Origin of the sequence: Cytobacillus mangrovibacter (assembly GCF_042865275.1) — a bacterium.
In the GTDB taxonomy this organism is placed as follows: Bacteria; Bacillota; Bacilli; order Bacillales; family Cytobacillaceae; genus Cytobacillus; species Cytobacillus mangrovibacter.
On sequence record NZ_JBIACJ010000025.1, the window covers coordinates 1 to 15,969 of the forward strand.

The 15,969-nt window shown below is 39.2% G+C and carries 15 protein-coding genes, 1 tRNA gene, 3 rRNA genes, 1 other RNA gene and 1 other annotated feature; of the genes, 16 read left to right on the forward strand and 4 right to left on the reverse strand.

What is annotated here, in order from left to right:
• Positions 1-173: ribosomal RNA gene (locus tag ACFYKT_RS22085) — 23S ribosomal RNA — on the forward strand; the annotation flags it as partial.
• Positions 174-375: 202 nt separating this feature from the next.
• A 5S ribosomal RNA gene (gene rrf / locus ACFYKT_RS22090) occupies positions 376-492 on the forward strand.
• A 146-nt stretch (positions 493-638) separates the two neighbouring features.
• On the opposite strand, the gene ACFYKT_RS22095 is transcribed toward rrf, so the two are convergent.
• Entirely contained in the window at positions 639-1,595 is a 957-nt protein-coding gene (locus tag ACFYKT_RS22095; protein ID WP_389224297.1) for a YaaC family protein, read from the reverse strand.
• Between the two features lie 114 nt (positions 1,596-1,709).
• Here ACFYKT_RS22095 and guaB point away from each other — a divergent pair, with 114 nt between their 5' ends.
• From guaB to ACFYKT_RS22125, 6 genes are all read left to right on the forward strand, one after another.
• On the forward strand, positions 1,710-3,176 hold the full coding sequence (guaB, locus tag ACFYKT_RS22100) for an IMP dehydrogenase (RefSeq protein ID WP_389224300.1): 1,467 nt from the start codon (positions 1,710-1,712) through the stop codon (positions 3,174-3,176).
• A 295-nt stretch (positions 3,177-3,471) separates the two neighbouring features.
• The gene (locus ACFYKT_RS22105) at positions 3,472-4,851 is read left to right on the forward strand and encodes a serine hydrolase (RefSeq protein ID WP_389224303.1); all 1,380 of its coding nucleotides are present in this window, start codon (positions 3,472-3,474) and stop codon (positions 4,849-4,851) included.
• A gap of 154 nt (positions 4,852-5,005) precedes the next feature.
• Positions 5,006-5,887: a pyridoxal 5'-phosphate synthase lyase subunit PdxS gene (gene pdxS / locus ACFYKT_RS22110; protein WP_389224306.1), complete on the forward strand. Its 882-nt coding sequence runs from the start codon at positions 5,006-5,008 to the stop codon at positions 5,885-5,887.
• A 12-nt stretch (positions 5,888-5,899) separates the two neighbouring features.
• The gene (gene pdxT / locus ACFYKT_RS22115; RefSeq protein ID WP_389224309.1) at positions 5,900-6,478 is read left to right on the forward strand and encodes a pyridoxal 5'-phosphate synthase glutaminase subunit PdxT; all 579 of its coding nucleotides are present in this window, start codon (positions 5,900-5,902) and stop codon (positions 6,476-6,478) included.
• A 68-nt stretch (positions 6,479-6,546) separates the two neighbouring features.
• Positions 6,547-6,763 (forward strand) — a binding site (T-box leader).
• A 73-nt stretch (positions 6,764-6,836) separates the two neighbouring features.
• A complete protein-coding gene (gene serS, locus ACFYKT_RS22120) occupies positions 6,837-8,117 on the forward strand; it encodes a serine--tRNA ligase (RefSeq protein WP_389224317.1) in 1,281 nt (426 codons plus the stop codon).
• 97 nt (positions 8,118-8,214) lie between these two features.
• Positions 8,215-8,307 (forward strand) — tRNA-Ser (locus ACFYKT_RS22125).
• Between the two features lie 118 nt (positions 8,308-8,425).
• On the opposite strand, the gene ACFYKT_RS22130 is transcribed toward ACFYKT_RS22125, so the two are convergent.
• From ACFYKT_RS22130 to ACFYKT_RS22140, 3 genes are all read right to left on the reverse strand, one after another.
• Positions 8,426-9,094 carry a deoxynucleoside kinase gene (locus ACFYKT_RS22130; protein ID WP_389224320.1) on the reverse strand — a complete coding sequence of 223 codons (669 nt, stop codon included), beginning with the start codon at positions 9,092-9,094 and terminating at the stop codon, positions 8,426-8,428.
• A complete protein-coding gene (locus ACFYKT_RS22135; protein WP_389224323.1) occupies positions 9,091-9,732 on the reverse strand; it encodes a deoxynucleoside kinase in 642 nt (213 codons plus the stop codon). Before ACFYKT_RS22135 ends, ACFYKT_RS22130 begins: the two co-directional genes overlap by 4 nt.
• A 181-nt stretch (positions 9,733-9,913) precedes the next feature.
• Positions 9,914-11,197, reverse strand: coding sequence for a LysM peptidoglycan-binding domain-containing protein (locus tag ACFYKT_RS22140; RefSeq protein ID WP_389224326.1), 1,284 nt, complete (start codon positions 11,195-11,197; stop codon positions 9,914-9,916).
• Between the two features lie 151 nt (positions 11,198-11,348).
• Here ACFYKT_RS22140 and tadA point away from each other — a divergent pair, with 151 nt between their 5' ends.
• The 8 genes from tadA to ACFYKT_RS22180 form a co-directional block, all read left to right on the forward strand.
• Positions 11,349-11,879, forward strand: coding sequence for a tRNA adenosine(34) deaminase TadA (gene tadA, locus ACFYKT_RS22145; RefSeq protein WP_389224329.1), 531 nt, complete (start codon positions 11,349-11,351; stop codon positions 11,877-11,879).
• A 78-nt stretch (positions 11,880-11,957) separates the two neighbouring features.
• Positions 11,958-12,223, forward strand: an RNA gene (gene ffs / locus ACFYKT_RS22150) — signal recognition particle sRNA large type.
• Between the two features lie 123 nt (positions 12,224-12,346).
• Positions 12,347-14,044 carry a DNA polymerase III subunit gamma/tau gene (gene dnaX, locus ACFYKT_RS22155; protein ID WP_389224332.1) on the forward strand — a complete coding sequence of 566 codons (1,698 nt, stop codon included), beginning with the start codon at positions 12,347-12,349 and terminating at the stop codon, positions 14,042-14,044.
• 22 nt (positions 14,045-14,066) lie between these two features.
• Entirely contained in the window at positions 14,067-14,387 is a 321-nt protein-coding gene (locus ACFYKT_RS22160; RefSeq protein ID WP_389224335.1) for a YbaB/EbfC family nucleoid-associated protein, read from the forward strand.
• A 25-nt stretch (positions 14,388-14,412) separates the two neighbouring features.
• Positions 14,413-15,009, forward strand: coding sequence for a recombination mediator RecR (gene recR / locus ACFYKT_RS22165; RefSeq protein WP_389224338.1), 597 nt, complete (start codon positions 14,413-14,415; stop codon positions 15,007-15,009).
• Between the two features lie 19 nt (positions 15,010-15,028).
• Positions 15,029-15,247, forward strand: coding sequence for a YaaL family protein (locus ACFYKT_RS22170; RefSeq protein ID WP_389224341.1), 219 nt, complete (start codon positions 15,029-15,031; stop codon positions 15,245-15,247).
• A gap of 87 nt (positions 15,248-15,334) precedes the next feature.
• A complete protein-coding gene (locus ACFYKT_RS22175; protein WP_389224345.1) occupies positions 15,335-15,598 on the forward strand; it encodes a pro-sigmaK processing inhibitor BofA family protein in 264 nt (87 codons plus the stop codon).
• A gap of 291 nt (positions 15,599-15,889) precedes the next feature.
• Positions 15,890-15,969, forward strand: a 16S ribosomal RNA gene (locus ACFYKT_RS22180); the annotation flags it as partial.

A 15,969-nucleotide genomic window follows, 5' to 3' on the forward strand; every position in this document is an offset into this window, starting at 1 on the left:
TGCGGAAGGGATAAGTGCTGAAAGCATCTAAGCATGAAGCCCCCCTCGAGATGAGATTTCCCATAGCGTCAAGCTAGTAAGACCCCTGAAAGATGATCAGGTTGATAGGTTTGAGGTGGAAGCGTGGTGACACGTGGAGCTGACAAATACTAATCGGTCGAGGACTTAACCAAAAACGAAAGGCGAAGGCGACTGTTCAGCTTTGAGAGACGTTGGAAAGCCAGCACTGCAAATCCCGCTTTTGGATTTGTAGGGATGGATTGAAACGGCCGAAAAGCTAGGAGCCGTAGCTGGACAAAACGATAAATGATTACTCTATCTTCTTCTTCTGCATTATCTAGTTTTGAGGGAACAAAACCTCAGGTAAAAAAATAGTCTGGTGACGATAGCGAGAAGGTCACACCCGTTCCCATCCCGAACACGGCAGTTAAGCTTCTCAGCGCCGATGGTAGTTAGGGGCTGTCCCCTTGTGAGAGTAGGACGCCGCCAGGCAAAATGAAAGAGTACCCGTTGGGTACTCTTTTTTGTATATAAAGAAATGGCCGGTCTGATTAGGTGAACAAGCCTTTATGTACGAAGTAATAACGAACTAAGTATTGATAGTCAGTAGGCTCTTGGAGAATGTTGAAAGCATAAACTCAAGATTGGTTTTTTGTTAGGAACTCGTAAATCAAAAAAGGCCCTTTACGTGATGTAATATTAAGGAAGGATTGAATAAAAGGATAATCATGATTTGGCATCATCTTAATTAATTCACTCCACCACTCCGTTTCGTAGCGGGCAATCATACTTAAATTGTAAAGAAGTAAATAATGAATTAATAATTCAGGATATGTGTTAAAAATACTTTTTGATAATGGAAAGGCATATTGATTATGATCTATGCTTACCTTGATAGGCAGTAGTCCATCAATTTGATAGTTGGATATTTGAAAGTTTATAAAGTCCTGGTTTGATTCCTTAAATAATATATCTGCCGTTGTCTTTGTTTTCCAATATTCGATAAAGCGAGCTTCAGTCATATGATAGTTATCTAAAATGCTTGTTGGGATGGACAAGGTGTCCTCTTGTTTCTTTAGAGGAATAAAGGTGCTTTTTCGTTCCATTTTTAAAAATAAGTGGCTAAGTTCAGGTATTTGAGCAAGTAATTCATCCATTGTTGCTTTTTCCCCCTCTAAATGTTTCATGTGGAACATCCTTTCTGCCATGTAAGGAAAAAGCCCACTCTTTTGAAACTTTACTTCATCATGGAAAAAGTGATATTGCTGCTTCTTTCTTTTCCTTGTAGAAACGCCGTGAGCAAGGACGGAAGTTGTTTCAGGATAGTTGGGATCAATCGTTAAGATGCAGGCCTTTATTAAATGGATAAATCCATAAAAAAGGAGTATGGGCTGGATCATTAATGGAGCAGTCTGTGCCTGTTTGTAATATATTTGTCCATGTTCCAGATAATATATAAAAGGATAGCTATTTTCATAACTGCTTTGTTCAGCCTTTTCTAGTTTTTGTTGGTGATAGCAATTTTTCAAGTAAACTTGTGTGGAGCTTGCAGAAAAAAAGGGTAAATATGCATTCCAATCTGTATAGTTATACATAAAATGCTTCCTCCTTAATTATTAGAAAAATCTAACATATTGAAGTTATCTTGACAGTATTTTGTCCAATTGATAACCTACTAATAATATTTTCGAGTCTAGGGGGTAAAAAAGATGTGGGAAAGTAAGTTTGTTAAAGAAGGTTTTACGTTTGATGATGTATTGCTTGTACCATCGAAATCAGAGGTTCTACCGCGTGATGTAAACTTAAGTGTCCAATTAACTGAGAAGATTAAGCTTAATATTCCTATTATTAGTGCAGGAATGGATACAGTTACTGAAGCTGAAATGGCCATTGCAATGGCTCGTCAGGGTGGACTAGGAATTATTCACAAAAATATGTCCATCGAACAGCAAGCTGAACAAGTTGATAAAGTAAAACGCTCAGAAAGCGGCGTTATTTCAGACCCATTCTTCCTCACCCCAGAACAACAAGTCTTTGATGCTGAACATCTAATGGGGAAATACCGAATCTCAGGTGTCCCTATTGTAAACAATCATGAAGAACAAAAGCTTGTTGGTATACTAACAAATCGTGATCTTCGCTTTATTTCAGATTTCTCAATTATTATTTCAGATGTGATGACGAAGGAAAACCTTGTCACAGCTCCTGTTGGAACTACTTTAGCTGAGGCTGAAAAAATCCTCCAAAAGTACAAAATTGAAAAGCTTCCTTTAGTTGATGGTGATGGAATTCTTAAGGGATTAATTACAATTAAAGATATTGAAAAGGTAATTGAATTTCCTAATTCAGCTAAGGATCAACACGGACGTTTATTGGTTGGAGCAGCAGTTGGTGTCACAAAGGATACATTGAAAAGAGTAGAGCTACTTGTTAAATCCCAGGTCGATGTAATTGTTGTTGATACAGCTCATGGGCATTCAAAAGGTGTATTAGAAACAGTTCAAGAAATCCGCAGCCGCTTTCCTGATTTAGCTATCATTGCAGGCAATGTAGCAACAGCAGAAGCTACGAAGGATTTAATTGAATCTGGAGCGGATATTGTTAAAGTGGGAATTGGCCCTGGCTCTATTTGTACAACACGAGTAGTTGCTGGAGTAGGAGTTCCACAAATTACTGCTGTTTATGACTGTGCAACAGAGGCAAGAAAGCATGGGAAAGCGATTATTGCTGATGGTGGGATTAAATATTCAGGTGATGTGGTTAAAGCTCTTGCAGCAGGTGGTCATGCAGTTATGTTGGGCAGCTTACTGGCTGGTGTATCTGAAAGCCCAGGAGAAACGGAAATTTTCCAAGGACGCCGTTTTAAAGTGTATCGTGGCATGGGATCTGTTACGTCTATGGAGAAAGGTTCGAAAGACCGTTACTTCCAAGAGGATAACAAAAAATTTGTTCCTGAAGGGATAGAAGGACGTCTGCCATACAAAGGACCACTTTCAGACACAATCTATCAGCTTGTAGGCGGATTGCGCTCAGGGATGGGGTATTGTGGTACTAAAGATTTAATCTCATTAAGAGAAGATGCTCAGTTTATTAGAATGACGGGTGCGGGGTTAAGGGAAAGCCATCCGCATGATGTTCAAATTACAAAAGAAGCGCCAAACTATTCACTATCTTAACTAGACGAGCAGGGAAGAAGATTTCTTCTCTGCTTTTTTCATGAAAGTAAGAAAGTATAACTTTTGAGTTAGAGAATTGTCTAGCTCCAATGCCTATCGCCTATCAAACTTCAGGTCTTCTCCCTACGATAAGTCAACATCGATTCGCTCACGCTCACCGTGTTTCCTATATCGCTGTCGTTGTCCCTTCCAGTTTGTACGGCGATAACCAAGGCACTTCCGCTTTTCTAAATAGGTAATTCATCTGTCTATTTTTTACGGTTGAGTTATGTTAAAATAACAAAAGTGTACTAATATGTTGGAGGGCTTTATATTGAAAATAAAAAAATATCGTAAATATGTTGCTAGTATGCTTGCGTTTATAATGTTAATGGGACTTTTTACAGGTTTAAATAAGGCTCAAGCAGAAGATATCCTAAATGTAAATGCTGATGGTGCTATTTTAATAGAAGCGGAAACAGGAAGAGTGCTTTACGCAAAAAATCCTGATCAAGTACTTGGTATTGCAAGTATGACAAAAATGATGACGGAATATCTACTTCTTGAAGCAATTGCAGAAAAACGAGTGAAATGGGATCAAGAATATGCTGTAAGTGAGTATGTTTACAAAGTTTCTCAGGATTATCCTTACTTATCTAATGTTCCACTACGCAGAGATGGAAAATATAATATTCGTGAATTATATCAAGCGATGACTATTTATTCAGCGAATGGTGCAACAATTGCGATTGCTGAAACAATAGCTGGCTCAGAAGCAAACTTTGTAAAAATGATGAATGAAAAGGCAGAAGAATTAGGATTGCAGGATTATAAGTTTGTTAACTCAACAGGCTTAAATAATTCTGATTTGAAGGGCTATCATCATACAGGGAATATTGAAGAAGAGAATGTGATGTCAGCAAGAGCGACTGCAAAACTCGCTTCTCATTTAATTAGCGATTTTCCTGAGGTCCTAGATACTGCTAGTACACCTAAGATGAAGTTCCGTGAAGGCACAGATGATGTTATACAAATGGATAACTGGAACTGGATGCTTCCAAGTCTTGTCTATGGGTATGAGGGTGTTGATGGTTTAAAAACAGGAACAACTGAATTTGCGGGATTATGCTTTACGGGCACTGCTGAACGAAATGGCACTCGTTATATTACTGTAATTATGAATGCCAAGGATGAGAATGGAAGTAACACGAATAAAAAAATTCGTTTTGATGAAACAAGAAAAATGTTTGATTATGCTTTTAGCAACTTTAATAAAGAAGAACTATTCCCTGGGAATTATCAAGTAAAAGGGAAAAAAACCTTACCTGTAATTAAAGGAAAAGAGGATAAGGTAAAGATTCAAACAAATGCACCTATTTCAATGGTTATTAAAAACGGGGAAAAGGAAAATTATAAACCTGAACTCGTTTTAGATAAAAAGAAACTAAACGATAAAGGTGAATTGACAGCGCCAATTAAAGAAGGAGAAAAGATTGGCACATTGACATTAAAAGTAGCAGATGGACAAGCTTTAAACTTTTTAACTGAAGATGGACAAAAAAATATTCAAGTTGATGTTGTAGCTGCTGAGGCTGTTGAAAAAGCAAACTGGTTTGTACTTATGATGCGCGGAGTAGGCGGTTTCTTCGGAAATGTTTGGGGAAGTATTTCTTCAACAGTAAAGGGCTGGTTTTAATAAAATGAGGGTTTCCTGTCTTGACAGGAAACCTTTTTTGTTGTTTATTTTCATTAGGGAAAGTAAATTATTCCGATTGAATTAATGATATTTTCCTTTCTATATTAATATTTACCCATCCATGGCAGATGGTATATGACAAAGGGGGATCACGATGAAGACAGGAACAGATCGAGTTAAACGAGGGATGGCAGAAATGCAAAAGGGCGGCGTCATTATGGATGTTGTCAATGCTGAACAGGCAAAGATTGCAGAAGAAGCAGGTGCTGTTGCAGTAATGGCACTAGAAAGAGTTCCATCAGATATTCGTGCGGCAGGCGGCGTTGCGAGAATGGCTGATCCTCGTATTGTTGAGGAAGTAATGAATGCAGTAACAATTCCGGTAATGGCGAAAGCACGTATCGGCCATATTGTTGAAGCACGTATACTTGAAGCGATGGGTGTAGATTACATAGATGAAAGTGAAGTATTAACTCCAGCTGATGAGGAATACCACTTGAACAAAAGAGACTATACAGTTCCATTTGTTTGCGGTTGCCGTGATTTAGGAGAGGCTGCACGCCGCATCGGTGAGGGTGCTGCAATGCTTCGTACGAAGGGTGAGCCAGGAACAGGAAATATTGTTGAAGCAGTGCGCCATATTAGAAAAGTGAATGCGCAAGTGCGTAAGGTAGTAGGCATGAATGAAGATGAGTTAATGACAGAGGCTAAGCTTCTAGGTGCACCTTATGAGCTATTGCTTGAGATTAAGAACCTAGGACGCCTGCCGGTTGTTAACTTTGCTGCTGGTGGTGTAGCAACACCTGCTGATGCTGCCCTTATGATGCAGCTTGGTGCGGATGGAGTCTTTGTTGGATCAGGTATTTTTAAATCAGAAAACCCGGCTAAATTTGCTCGAGCGATTGTTGAAGCGACAACACATTTCCAAGATTATAAATTAATTGCAGAGCTTTCAAAAGAGCTAGGTGCTCCGATGAAAGGGATTGAAATTTCTTCATTAGCTCCAGAAGCTCGCATGCAGGAACGCGGCTGGTAAGGAGAATAAATAATGGTTAAAGTAGGGGTTCTTGGGCTTCAAGGTGCCGTAAGGGAACATGTTCGTTCAATTGAGGAATGTGACGCTGAAGCGGTAGTGATTAAACGAATTGAACAGCTGAGTGAAGTAGATGGCTTAATCCTCCCTGGAGGAGAGAGTACAGCTATAAGGCGGTTAATTGATAAATACAACTTTATGGATCATTTGAAAGAGTTTGCTCAGTCAGGTAAACCAATGTTTGGGACATGTGCTGGCTTGATTTTATTAGCAAAGAATATTGTCGGTTATGATGAACCTCATATTGGTGTCATGGATGTAAAGGTAGAAAGAAATTCGTTTGGGCGTCAGAAGGATAGCTTTGAGGCTGACCTAGATATCGCTGATGTGGCAGAAGATTTTCAGGCTGTCTTTATTCGTGCCCCGCATATCGTACGTGTGGGAGAGAATGTAGAAATTCTAGCCAAACATAACGAGCGCATCGTAGCAGCTCGTGAAGGGAATATTCTTGGCTGTTCATTCCATCCAGAACTAACAGATGATCATCGCTTTACAGCCTACTTTGTTAATATGGTAAAAGAGGCGAAATCATAATTATTTGCATAATGTAGTTGCAAATTGTTAATAATTGTAGTAAATTATGAATTACTAAATTTTAATAGTTCAAAGCAATGAGAGGAACTAGTAACAGGAAATTCGTTCTTTAGAGAGCCGGTGGCTGGTGGAAATCGGTGAATGAAGCTTGTGAATCCATCCTCGAGCAAAGTATGGAACGCCTGTTTGGTTAGTAAATACTTTCGGTTAAAACCGTTATGAGTTTAAGGTGGAAGGCATATGCCTTCAACTAGGGTGGCAACGCGGGTAACTCTCGTCCCTTTTATAGGGACGGGAGTTTTTTGTGTTGTTGCGGAAAAAAATGAGGACAGCTTTATTAATAAAAGGAGGTTTAATCATGTTAGACATTAAGTATTTAAGAGCTAATTTTGAAGAAGTGAAAGGTAAGCTAGAGCATCGCGGAGAAGATCTTGGTGATTTAGGGAGATTTGAAGAGCTTGATGGAAGACGTCGTGAGTTAATTGTAGAAGCAGAGCAGCTGAAGAGCAAAAGAAATGAGGTCTCACAGCAAGTCGCTGTCTTAAAGCGTGAGAAACAGGATGCGGATCATTTAATCGCGGAGATGAGAGAAGTAGGCGATGAAATCAAGAAGCTTGATGATGAACTGAGGGAAGTTGAGGAGACTTTGGAGCATTTAATGCTTAGCATCCCAAATATTCCGCATGAAAGTGTGCCAGTTGGGGAGACTGAAGATGACAATGTTGAAGCTTGGAAATGGGGAGAAATTCGCGAGTTTAACTTTGAACCAAAACCACATTGGGATGTTGCAGATGAATTAGGGATTCTTGATTTTGAACGTGCAGGAAAGGTAACTGGAAGCCGTTTTGTTTTCTATAAAGGTCTTGGTGCAAGATTAGAACGTGCATTATTTAACTTTATGCTTGATCTTCATACAGATGAGCATGGATATAAGGAGGTCTTGCCGCCATACTTAGTCAATCGTGCAAGTATGACAGGTACAGGGCAGCTCCCTAAATTCGAAGAAGATGCGTTCCTTATTGAAAATGAAGATTATTTCTTAATTCCAACAGCCGAAGTACCAGTTACAAACATGCATCGCGATGAAATTTTAAGCGCTGAAGACCTACCTATTAATTATGCAGCATTTAGTGCTTGTTTCCGTTCTGAAGCTGGATCTGCTGGACGAGATACACGCGGACTTATTCGTCAGCATCAATTTAATAAAGTGGAGCTTGTGAAATTTGTAAAACCTGAAGATTCTTATGAAGAATTGGAAAAGCTAACAAAGAACGCAGAAAAGGTCTTGCAGCTATTAGGCCTTCCATATCGTGTACTTAGCATGTGTACAGGCGATCTTGGCTTCACTGCTGCGAAAAAGTACGATATCGAAGTTTGGATTCCGAGCTATGGCACGTATAGAGAAATTTCTTCTTGCAGTAACTTCGAAGCTTTCCAAGCGAGACGTGCTAATATTCGTTTCCGCCGCGAGCCAAAGGGCAAGCCTGAGGCTGTTCATACATTGAATGGGTCTGGCCTTGCGATCGGCCGTACGGTTGCCGCTATATTGGAAAATTACCAACAGGAAGACGGCAGTGTGATCATTCCAGAAGTTCTACGCCCGTATATGGGGAACAGGGATATTATTAAGCCTGAATAGTTATAAGTTCTGAGCGGGTCAAACCCCGCTCAGAAAAAATGTTTGAAATCCTGTTGACTTCATTTTAAATAAATGATATAGTATTTCTTGTCGATACGGAGGAATACCCAAGTCCGGCTGAAGGGATCGGTCTTGAAAACCGACAGGCGGGTCATACCGCGCAGGGGTTCGAATCCCCTTTCCTCCTCCATTTAAATTGACATCTAACATGCGCATAAATTGGAGATAAAATCGTTACAAGAGCTGTAACGATTTTTTTTTATGTTTATAAAATTATTATCTTTAAAAAAATAGTCGCCAACTGGCGACTATTTTTTTAATAATTGGGTTTGTCTTAAAAAGTCAGAAATGCGTTCGATCACTGGTTCAACGGATTCATCATCATTAATAATGTCATAATCATTAATGTTTAATCGGAGAACAGGACATGCGTTAAATGTATTAATCCAGTTTTCATAGCGGTAGTGCATTTCCTCCCAATAGGAAACAGGTGTTTGCTGTTCCATTGGACGGCCTCTTTCGTGAATACGAGAAAGGATGTCTTCAAGAGAACCCTCTAGATAGATAAGGAGATCTGGATGTGGGAAATAGGGAGTCATCACCATTGCATCAAATAGGCTTGTATATGTTTCATAATCAACCTTTGACATTGTTCCCTTTTCATAATGCATTTTTGCAAAGATCCCTGTGTCTTCATAAATAGAACGATCTTGTACAAAGCCGCCGCCATATTCAAAAATGCGCTTTTGATCTTTGAATCGTTCGGCAAGGAAATAAATTTGTAAATGGAAGCTCCAACGGTCAAAATCAGCATAAAATTTATCTAGGTATGGGTTTGTATCAACTTTTTCAAAAGAGGTGCGAAAGTTAAGTGCCTTAGCAAGCGCATTTGTCATGGTTGATTTTCCTACCCCTACTGTTCCAGCAATGGTAATCACTGAGTTTGCTGGAATCTCGTATTTGTTTCTAAGTTTCATGATTGAATGCTCCTCTTTTTTAATAATGTGGAAAGTGTATCTAGTATATATGTTAAGTCACTTTTATTTTTCACAAAATTTAAATGATCCCCGTTGAAGCGCAGCACTGGAATGTCAGGATGCTTCTCTTCGAATTCATTGATTGCATTCTCATAATCAATGGACAACTGCTCTAAGTAGAGCGGGCTTATATTTTTTTCTATTTCTCGCCCTCTCAGTTTGATACGCGTTAAGAGTGTTTCAAGGCTAGCATGTAAATAGATTACAACATTTGGCTTAGGCATATCCGCTGTCAGAATGTCATAGACCTTTAAGTACTTCTGGTATTCAGCTGTATTCAGAGATCGTCCAGCGAATATTAAATTTTTAAAAATATGGTAGTCTGCAACTACAGGCTTGTTTATATTTAAGTAGTGCTTGTTAATATCCCCTAACTGTTTATAACGATTACAGAGAAAAAACATTTCTGTTTGAAAACTCCATTCTTCAATGTCTTCATAGAATTTACCCAAAAATGGATTTTCATCAACAATTTCTTTCAGTAGTGCAAATTGAAACTGGTCGGCTACCGCTTTGGCAAGAGATGTTTTTCCGACACCAATTGGTCCCTCTACAGTAATAAAAGGTGTTCCCCACATAGATTGTCCTCCTACTCCGGCTCAATGTTCTTCTATTTTATCAATCTATATCAATCAGATTTATTCCATTCTAAATGACACAAAAGTTATTTTAACACACTATGAGGTGGGAGGGATATGGAATTAATAGTAGAAAGATGAATGAAAAAACAGCTGTACGCATTGACAGCTGTTTTTTCATTCATCTCTTTATAACGTTAAAATTTTCCGAAATTAAGAGCCAATTCTGTGGAAAGGATAAGCCTAGTTTCCAATAGCTCATCCCTCTTAAATTTAATTCTTTCATCAAATTAAATTTTGCCTGAATGGAACGGGCATCTTCAAACCATACTTCATGTTGCTTCCCTGCGTTATCTACATAGCGAAAGAAAGGAGCTTGGGCTTTGTAATCATATTGTATGGCTACATTGTTGTCTGCAGCAATCTGGATAGCTTGCTGAGGGCTGACAGCACGAGCCACTGATCCTTCCACAAATGGCAATGTCCAATCATATCCGTAAAGATTCTGGCCCATCATAATTTTCGTAGAAGGCATTTCGCTTATTGCATATTCGATTACATCTCTCACAGGCCCAATTGGAGAAACAGCCATAGCAGGGCCTCCACTATACCCCCATTCATATGTCATGATGACGACAAAATCAACAATTTCGCCGTGTGTCCTGTAGTCATGTGCTTCATACCATTCTCCAGGCTGATCTGCCCTCGTTTTAGGTGCAAGTGCTGTAGAAATCAGCCATCCCTCTTCTCGAAATCGCGCTTTGGCCTTACGAAGAAACTGATTATAGGCTTCCCGATCCTCTGGACGCAAAAATTCGAAGTCAAAGTGAATATCTCTGAATCCATATTTTTGTGCTGTCGTAACGATATTATTTAGAAATCGATCTTGTATGGGCATATCGTTAAGGAGGATTCGTCCGAGTTCAGCATTGAATTGGTCATTTTCCTGATTCGTGATCACCATCATTAATACATTATTGTTTGCACGTGCAATTGCAGGGAAATTATTAAGGAGCGGTTCTTTCAGAGAGCCATCACGGAGCGCTTGGAAGCTAAAGGGCGCTAAATATGTTAAATATGGTGCAGCATCTCTAGCACTTGCTTCTAAATTTGGTGCAACCGTTGTTCCTCTTGGCTCAACATACGCATTAAATTCCGCATTTTCCCTTGGGCGAGGTGGAATATAAAGTCGATAGCCAATCTGGAGCGGACGATTAATAGAAATTCCATTAACGGATGCAAGTTCTTGATAAGACATGCCAAATTTTCTTGATATTGAATATAAGCTATCACCAGACTGGACCCAGTAAAATTGGCCAACAATCGGAATGACTAGGGTTTGCCCAACTACGAGATTATTTGGATTGGGCAGTTCATTTGCTTCTACAATATCATTGACGCTTGATCCATACGCCTGAGCAATCCCTGTTAATGACTGATTTTGCTGAACAACATGGATTTGCAAGTTATTCCCCCCTTTTTTCAAAACAATGAGATTGTATATTTATTGAATAATGAAAACTCCAATGGAAAATTAGCACTACAACCATTTTATGAATAGAGGAAAGAAGAAATGATATAATTTATAAAGGATTATATTAAAGGGATGAGAATGAATGGTGCTGAATGAAAATGAAGATGAAATGTATATGTTTGAGGCGATAAAAGAAGCCAAAAAAGCAGAGGAACTGCAAGAAGTACCTATTGGAGCTGTTATTGTGCTAAATGGTGAAATTATTGCCCGGGCACATAATTTAAGAGAATCCAATCAAAATGCCATCGCACATGCAGAATTGCTTGCTATCGATCAAGCATGTGCTGCGTTAGGAACATGGAGATTAGAGGAAGCGGTTCTTTATGTGACACTCGAGCCCTGTCCTATGTGTGCTGGGGCTATTATGCTTTCCCGTGTAAAGAAGGTTGTATACGGTGCGGGTGACCCAAAGGGAGGCTGTGCAGGTACGCTGATGAACTTGCTCCAGGATGATCGATTTAACCATCGAAGTGAAGTGAAGTCAGGAGTCTTGGCAGATGAATGCGGTGCCCTTTTATCCTCTTTTTTTAGAGGGTTGCGGGAGCGTAAAAAAGTAGAAAAGAAACAAAGAAAGAGACAATTGGAGATTGATGCAGGAATTGACAGTGAATAGGCATTGATTTTTATATGGGATATGAGTATACTTAGAGTGTGTCATCAAATGACGCAACTAAATATGGTTTCAATTTTGCCGTGCTAGGTGGGGAGGTAGCGGTGCCCTGTAACTCGCAATCCGCTCTAGCGAGACTGAATCCCTTCCTGAGGCTGATTTCCTGTAGGGTCTGCCTTAAGTAAGTGGTGTTGACGCCTGGGTCCTGCGCAATGGGAATCCATGAACCATGTCAGGTCCGGAAGGAAGCAGCATTAAGTGGACACTCTCATGTGCCGCAGGGTTGCCTGGGCCGAGCTAACTGCTTAAGTAACGCTTATGGGCGTCAGTCGAAGGAAGGTGCACGGCAGTTTAATTATTATAAATGAAACTCATCTCATTCTTGAGATGAGTTTTTTATTTGATTTCTTTTAAAAAAGAATAAGGATACGTTATAATAGTTGAAGAGTATAAAGGAAGGGGGCGTGTCAATGAGTTATCAGGCTTTATATCGTGTTTGGCGGCCTCAAAGTTTCATCGACGTTGTTGGACAGGAGCATGTAACGAAGACATTGCAAAACGCCCTGCTTCAGCAAAAGATCTCACATGCTTATTTGTTCTCAGGCCCTCGTGGTACAGGCAAAACAAGTGCAGCGAAGATTTTGGCAAAAGCAGTTAATTGTGAGAGAGCTCCTATAAGTGAGCCATGTAATGAGTGTCCTTCATGTAAGGGAATTACAGATGGTTCAATCCCAGATGTGATTGAAATTGACGCAGCTTCGAATAATGGAGTGGAAGAAATTCGAGATATCAGGGATAAGGTGAAGTATGCACCGTCTTCAGTGAAATTTAAGGTCTACATTGTCGATGAAGTACATATGCTTTCCATTGGTGCCTTTAATGCGCTATTGAAAACATTAGAAGAACCGCCAAGGCATGTAATCTTTATTTTGGCAACAACAGAGCCTCATAAGATTCCGCTTACGATTATTTCAAGATGTCAGCGTTTTGATTTTAAACGAATTACGGCAAAGGCAATTGTAGGCAGGATGAAGCTGATTGTTGAAGAGACTGGTGTTCAGTGTGACGAACAAGCATTGCAAATTGTAGCAAGAGCGGCTGATGGAGGAATGCGTGACGCATTAAGCTTACTCGATCAAGCCATTTCCTTCAGTAAAGATGTGGTGACTTTAGAAGATGCTTTAACTGTCACTGGTGCTGTTTCACAAGACTTTCTTAATAAACTGGCTAATGCAGTCATGGAAAGAGATGCAGCATCTGGTTTAGGATTTCTTGAGGCACTGCTTTTTCAAGGAAAAGATCCTTCTCGATTCATAGAAGACTTTATTCTTTATTATCGAGATATGCTTCTTTTTAAAGCGGCTCCTCGTCTAGAGGAATCACTAGAACGAGTTATGCTTGATGAAGAGTTCCAGGCACTTGCGGATAAAGTGAAGCCAGAAGAGCTTTATGAACTAATTGAAGTATTGAATAAGGCACAGCAAGATATGCGGTGGACGAATCATCCGAGAATATTCCTTGAAGTTGCGATTGTTAAGCTTTGTCAACTAGAGAACAAAGGAGCACAAGCAACATCATCAGGGGATTTACAGCCTTTACTGCAAAAGATCAATGAACTCGAGCAGGAAGTAAGTAATTTAAAGCGTAATGGTCTTGTCGTAAACGAGGAAGCACAACCCGTCGTTCAAAAGAAGGCGCAAAGAAGTTCGCGAAAGGGATTTCAAGTACCTATTGGTAAGGTAAATGAAATATTGAAGCAGGCAACAAAAGGGGACTTGATGGCCATAAAGGGACATTGGGGTGACATGTTAAATCGACTTGTTCACAATCAAATGCGTTCACAAGCTGCTTTATTAAATGAGGCCGAACCTGTTGCTGCATCTCAAAATGCACTTATTATTAAATTTAAATATGAAATTCACTGTCAAATGGCTATGGATAATGTGAAGTTTCTTGACATATTGGCCAATATAATACATGAATTATTAGGGAAAAGAATGCAAATTTCAGGAGTACCTGATGAACAATGGCAAAAAATCCGAGAAGATTTTTTACTCACGCAGCGTGATGATGACTCGGGTGAGGAGATAAACTCAACCGAAGAAGAACCACTGATTGCTGAAGCAAAAAAATTATTTGGCTCTAACTTAGTAGAAATAATAGAATAAATTACATTTGGGGGTAAAAGAAATGCGTGGAATGGGAAATATGCAAAATATGATGAAGCAAATGCAAAAAATGCAAAAAAAGATGGCTGAGGCTCAAGAGAAGCTTGGTGAAGAAAGAATTGAAGGAACAGCTGGCGGCGGTATGGTAACAGTTGTTGTTTCCGGTCATAAAGAAGTAATTGAAGTGAATATTAAAGAAGAGGTTGTCGATCCAGAAGATATTGAAATGCTTCAAGATCTTGTGTTAGCTGCTACAAATGATGCATTGAAGAAGGCAGAAGAGTTAACTAATAATACAATGGGTCAATTTACTAAAGGGATGAATCTCCCAGGAATGTTCTAAGTCAACTTTTCTAGGAGGAATAGATATGCATTATCCTGAACCGATATCAAAGCTGATTGACAGCTTTATGAAATTGCCAGGTATCGGCCCGAAAACGGCCGCTCGTCTGGCTTTTTTTATATTAAGTATGAAGGAAGATACTGTACTTGATTTCGCCAAAGCTTTAGTCAATGCAAAAAGAAATCTGACGTATTGCTCTGTTTGCGGTCATATCACAGATCAGGATCCCTGCTATATATGTGAAGATCAGAAAAGGGATCGAACGGTTATCTGTGTGGTCCAAGATCCGAAAGATGTAATAGCGATGGAAAAAATGAAAGAATATCATGGTCTATATCATGTCTTACAAGGTGCAATCTCACCAATGGATGGAATTGGACCAGAAGATATTAATATTCCTAACCTTTTAAAGAGGCTTCAGGATGATACCGTACAAGAGGTAATCCTTGCAACGAACCCGAATATAGAGGGAGAAGCTACAGCAATGTATATTTCAAGACTTATAAAACCATCGGGTATTCGTGCAACACGTATTGCACATGGACTGCCTGTTGGAGGAGATCTTGAGTATGCTGATGAGGTAACACTATCAAAGGCATTAGAAGGAAGAAGAGAAGTTTAAAGTAATGGAGGCGGAATAAATGTTATTTCGCAGAAAGGGCTGGCTTCGTAAGGAATTTGATGATCAGCTATTAGAAAAGGCAAATGAAATGAAGGCCACATGGATAAGTCAAAAGGAACTTGTTGAGAAAAGCTTTGATCCGTCTGCAGAGGCTGGCTGTCAGGCGAAAATTGCAGAAGCAAAATATTTTCTTCTTTTTAAAGAAGTAAAGAAAAGAAAGATAACGATTAGAAAATAAATAATGCCTGTCCTTCTCTCTAGGTCTATTTTGTACGTCAATATCATAAATTGATAGTACAAGTATCCAGAGGGGAGGATTTTTTTGTTGGAGCCTATCGTGGTTATCTCCATATTAGGGGGATTAATTGTATTGTTATTATTTATAGGTGCACCAATAAAACCAGTTAAGTTCATTGGCCAAGGTATTACTAAATTACTCATTGGTGCCCTTTTTTTATTCTTTCTTAATGCATTTGGTAATCAATTCGGAATCCATGTACCTATAAACTTAATCACTTCTACTGTATCTGGCTTTTTAGGGATTCCTGGTTTATTTGCATTAGTTGCTATTCAAACTTGGGTTATTTAATGAATAGGACAGCTGATCTCATTTAGAGGCTGTCCTATTATTTTTTTTGAAAAGCCGTTGACAGTTTGAATTGCTGGTGGTAATATATTAAAAGTCATCACAATGACTTATGCGAAACACTTTAAAAAAGTTGTTGACATAAGAAATTGTAAATGATATATTTATTAAGTCGCTTACGAGAGTTAAGTAAGAACTTCTTTCTATTAAAGAAGCGAACGACATTGATCTTTGAAAACTGAACGAACAAAAACGTCAACGTTTTAAATTTTTATTTATGAGCTAATCAACTCTTTATTGGAGAGTTTGATCCTGGCTCAGGACGAACGCTGGCGGCGTGCCTAATACATGCAAGTCGAGCGAATCTGAGGGAG

Coding starts and splice junctions, on each gene's coding strand:
- ACFYKT_RS22095 (WP_389224297.1), bottom strand. CDS start 1,595: ATGTATAACTATACAGATTGGAATGCATATTTACCCTTTTTTTCTGCA.
- guaB (WP_389224300.1), top strand. CDS start 1,710: ATGTGGGAAAGTAAGTTTGTTAAAGAAGGTTTTACGTTTGATGATGTA.
- ACFYKT_RS22105 (WP_389224303.1), top strand. CDS start 3,472: ATGTTGGAGGGCTTTATATTGAAAATAAAAAAATATCGTAAATATGTT.
- pdxS (WP_389224306.1), top strand. CDS start 5,006: ATGAAGACAGGAACAGATCGAGTTAAACGAGGGATGGCAGAAATGCAA.
- pdxT (WP_389224309.1), top strand. CDS start 5,900: ATGGTTAAAGTAGGGGTTCTTGGGCTTCAAGGTGCCGTAAGGGAACAT.
- serS (WP_389224317.1), top strand. CDS start 6,837: ATGTTAGACATTAAGTATTTAAGAGCTAATTTTGAAGAAGTGAAAGGT.
- ACFYKT_RS22130 (WP_389224320.1), bottom strand. CDS start 9,094: ATGAAACTTAGAAACAAATACGAGATTCCAGCAAACTCAGTGATTACC.
- ACFYKT_RS22135 (WP_389224323.1), bottom strand. CDS start 9,732: ATGTGGGGAACACCTTTTATTACTGTAGAGGGACCAATTGGTGTCGGA.
- tadA (WP_389224329.1), top strand. CDS start 11,349: ATGGTGCTGAATGAAAATGAAGATGAAATGTATATGTTTGAGGCGATA.
- dnaX (WP_389224332.1), top strand. CDS start 12,347: ATGAGTTATCAGGCTTTATATCGTGTTTGGCGGCCTCAAAGTTTCATC.
- ACFYKT_RS22160 (WP_389224335.1), top strand. CDS start 14,067: ATGCGTGGAATGGGAAATATGCAAAATATGATGAAGCAAATGCAAAAA.
- recR (WP_389224338.1), top strand. CDS start 14,413: ATGCATTATCCTGAACCGATATCAAAGCTGATTGACAGCTTTATGAAA.
- ACFYKT_RS22170 (WP_389224341.1), top strand. CDS start 15,029: ATGTTATTTCGCAGAAAGGGCTGGCTTCGTAAGGAATTTGATGATCAG.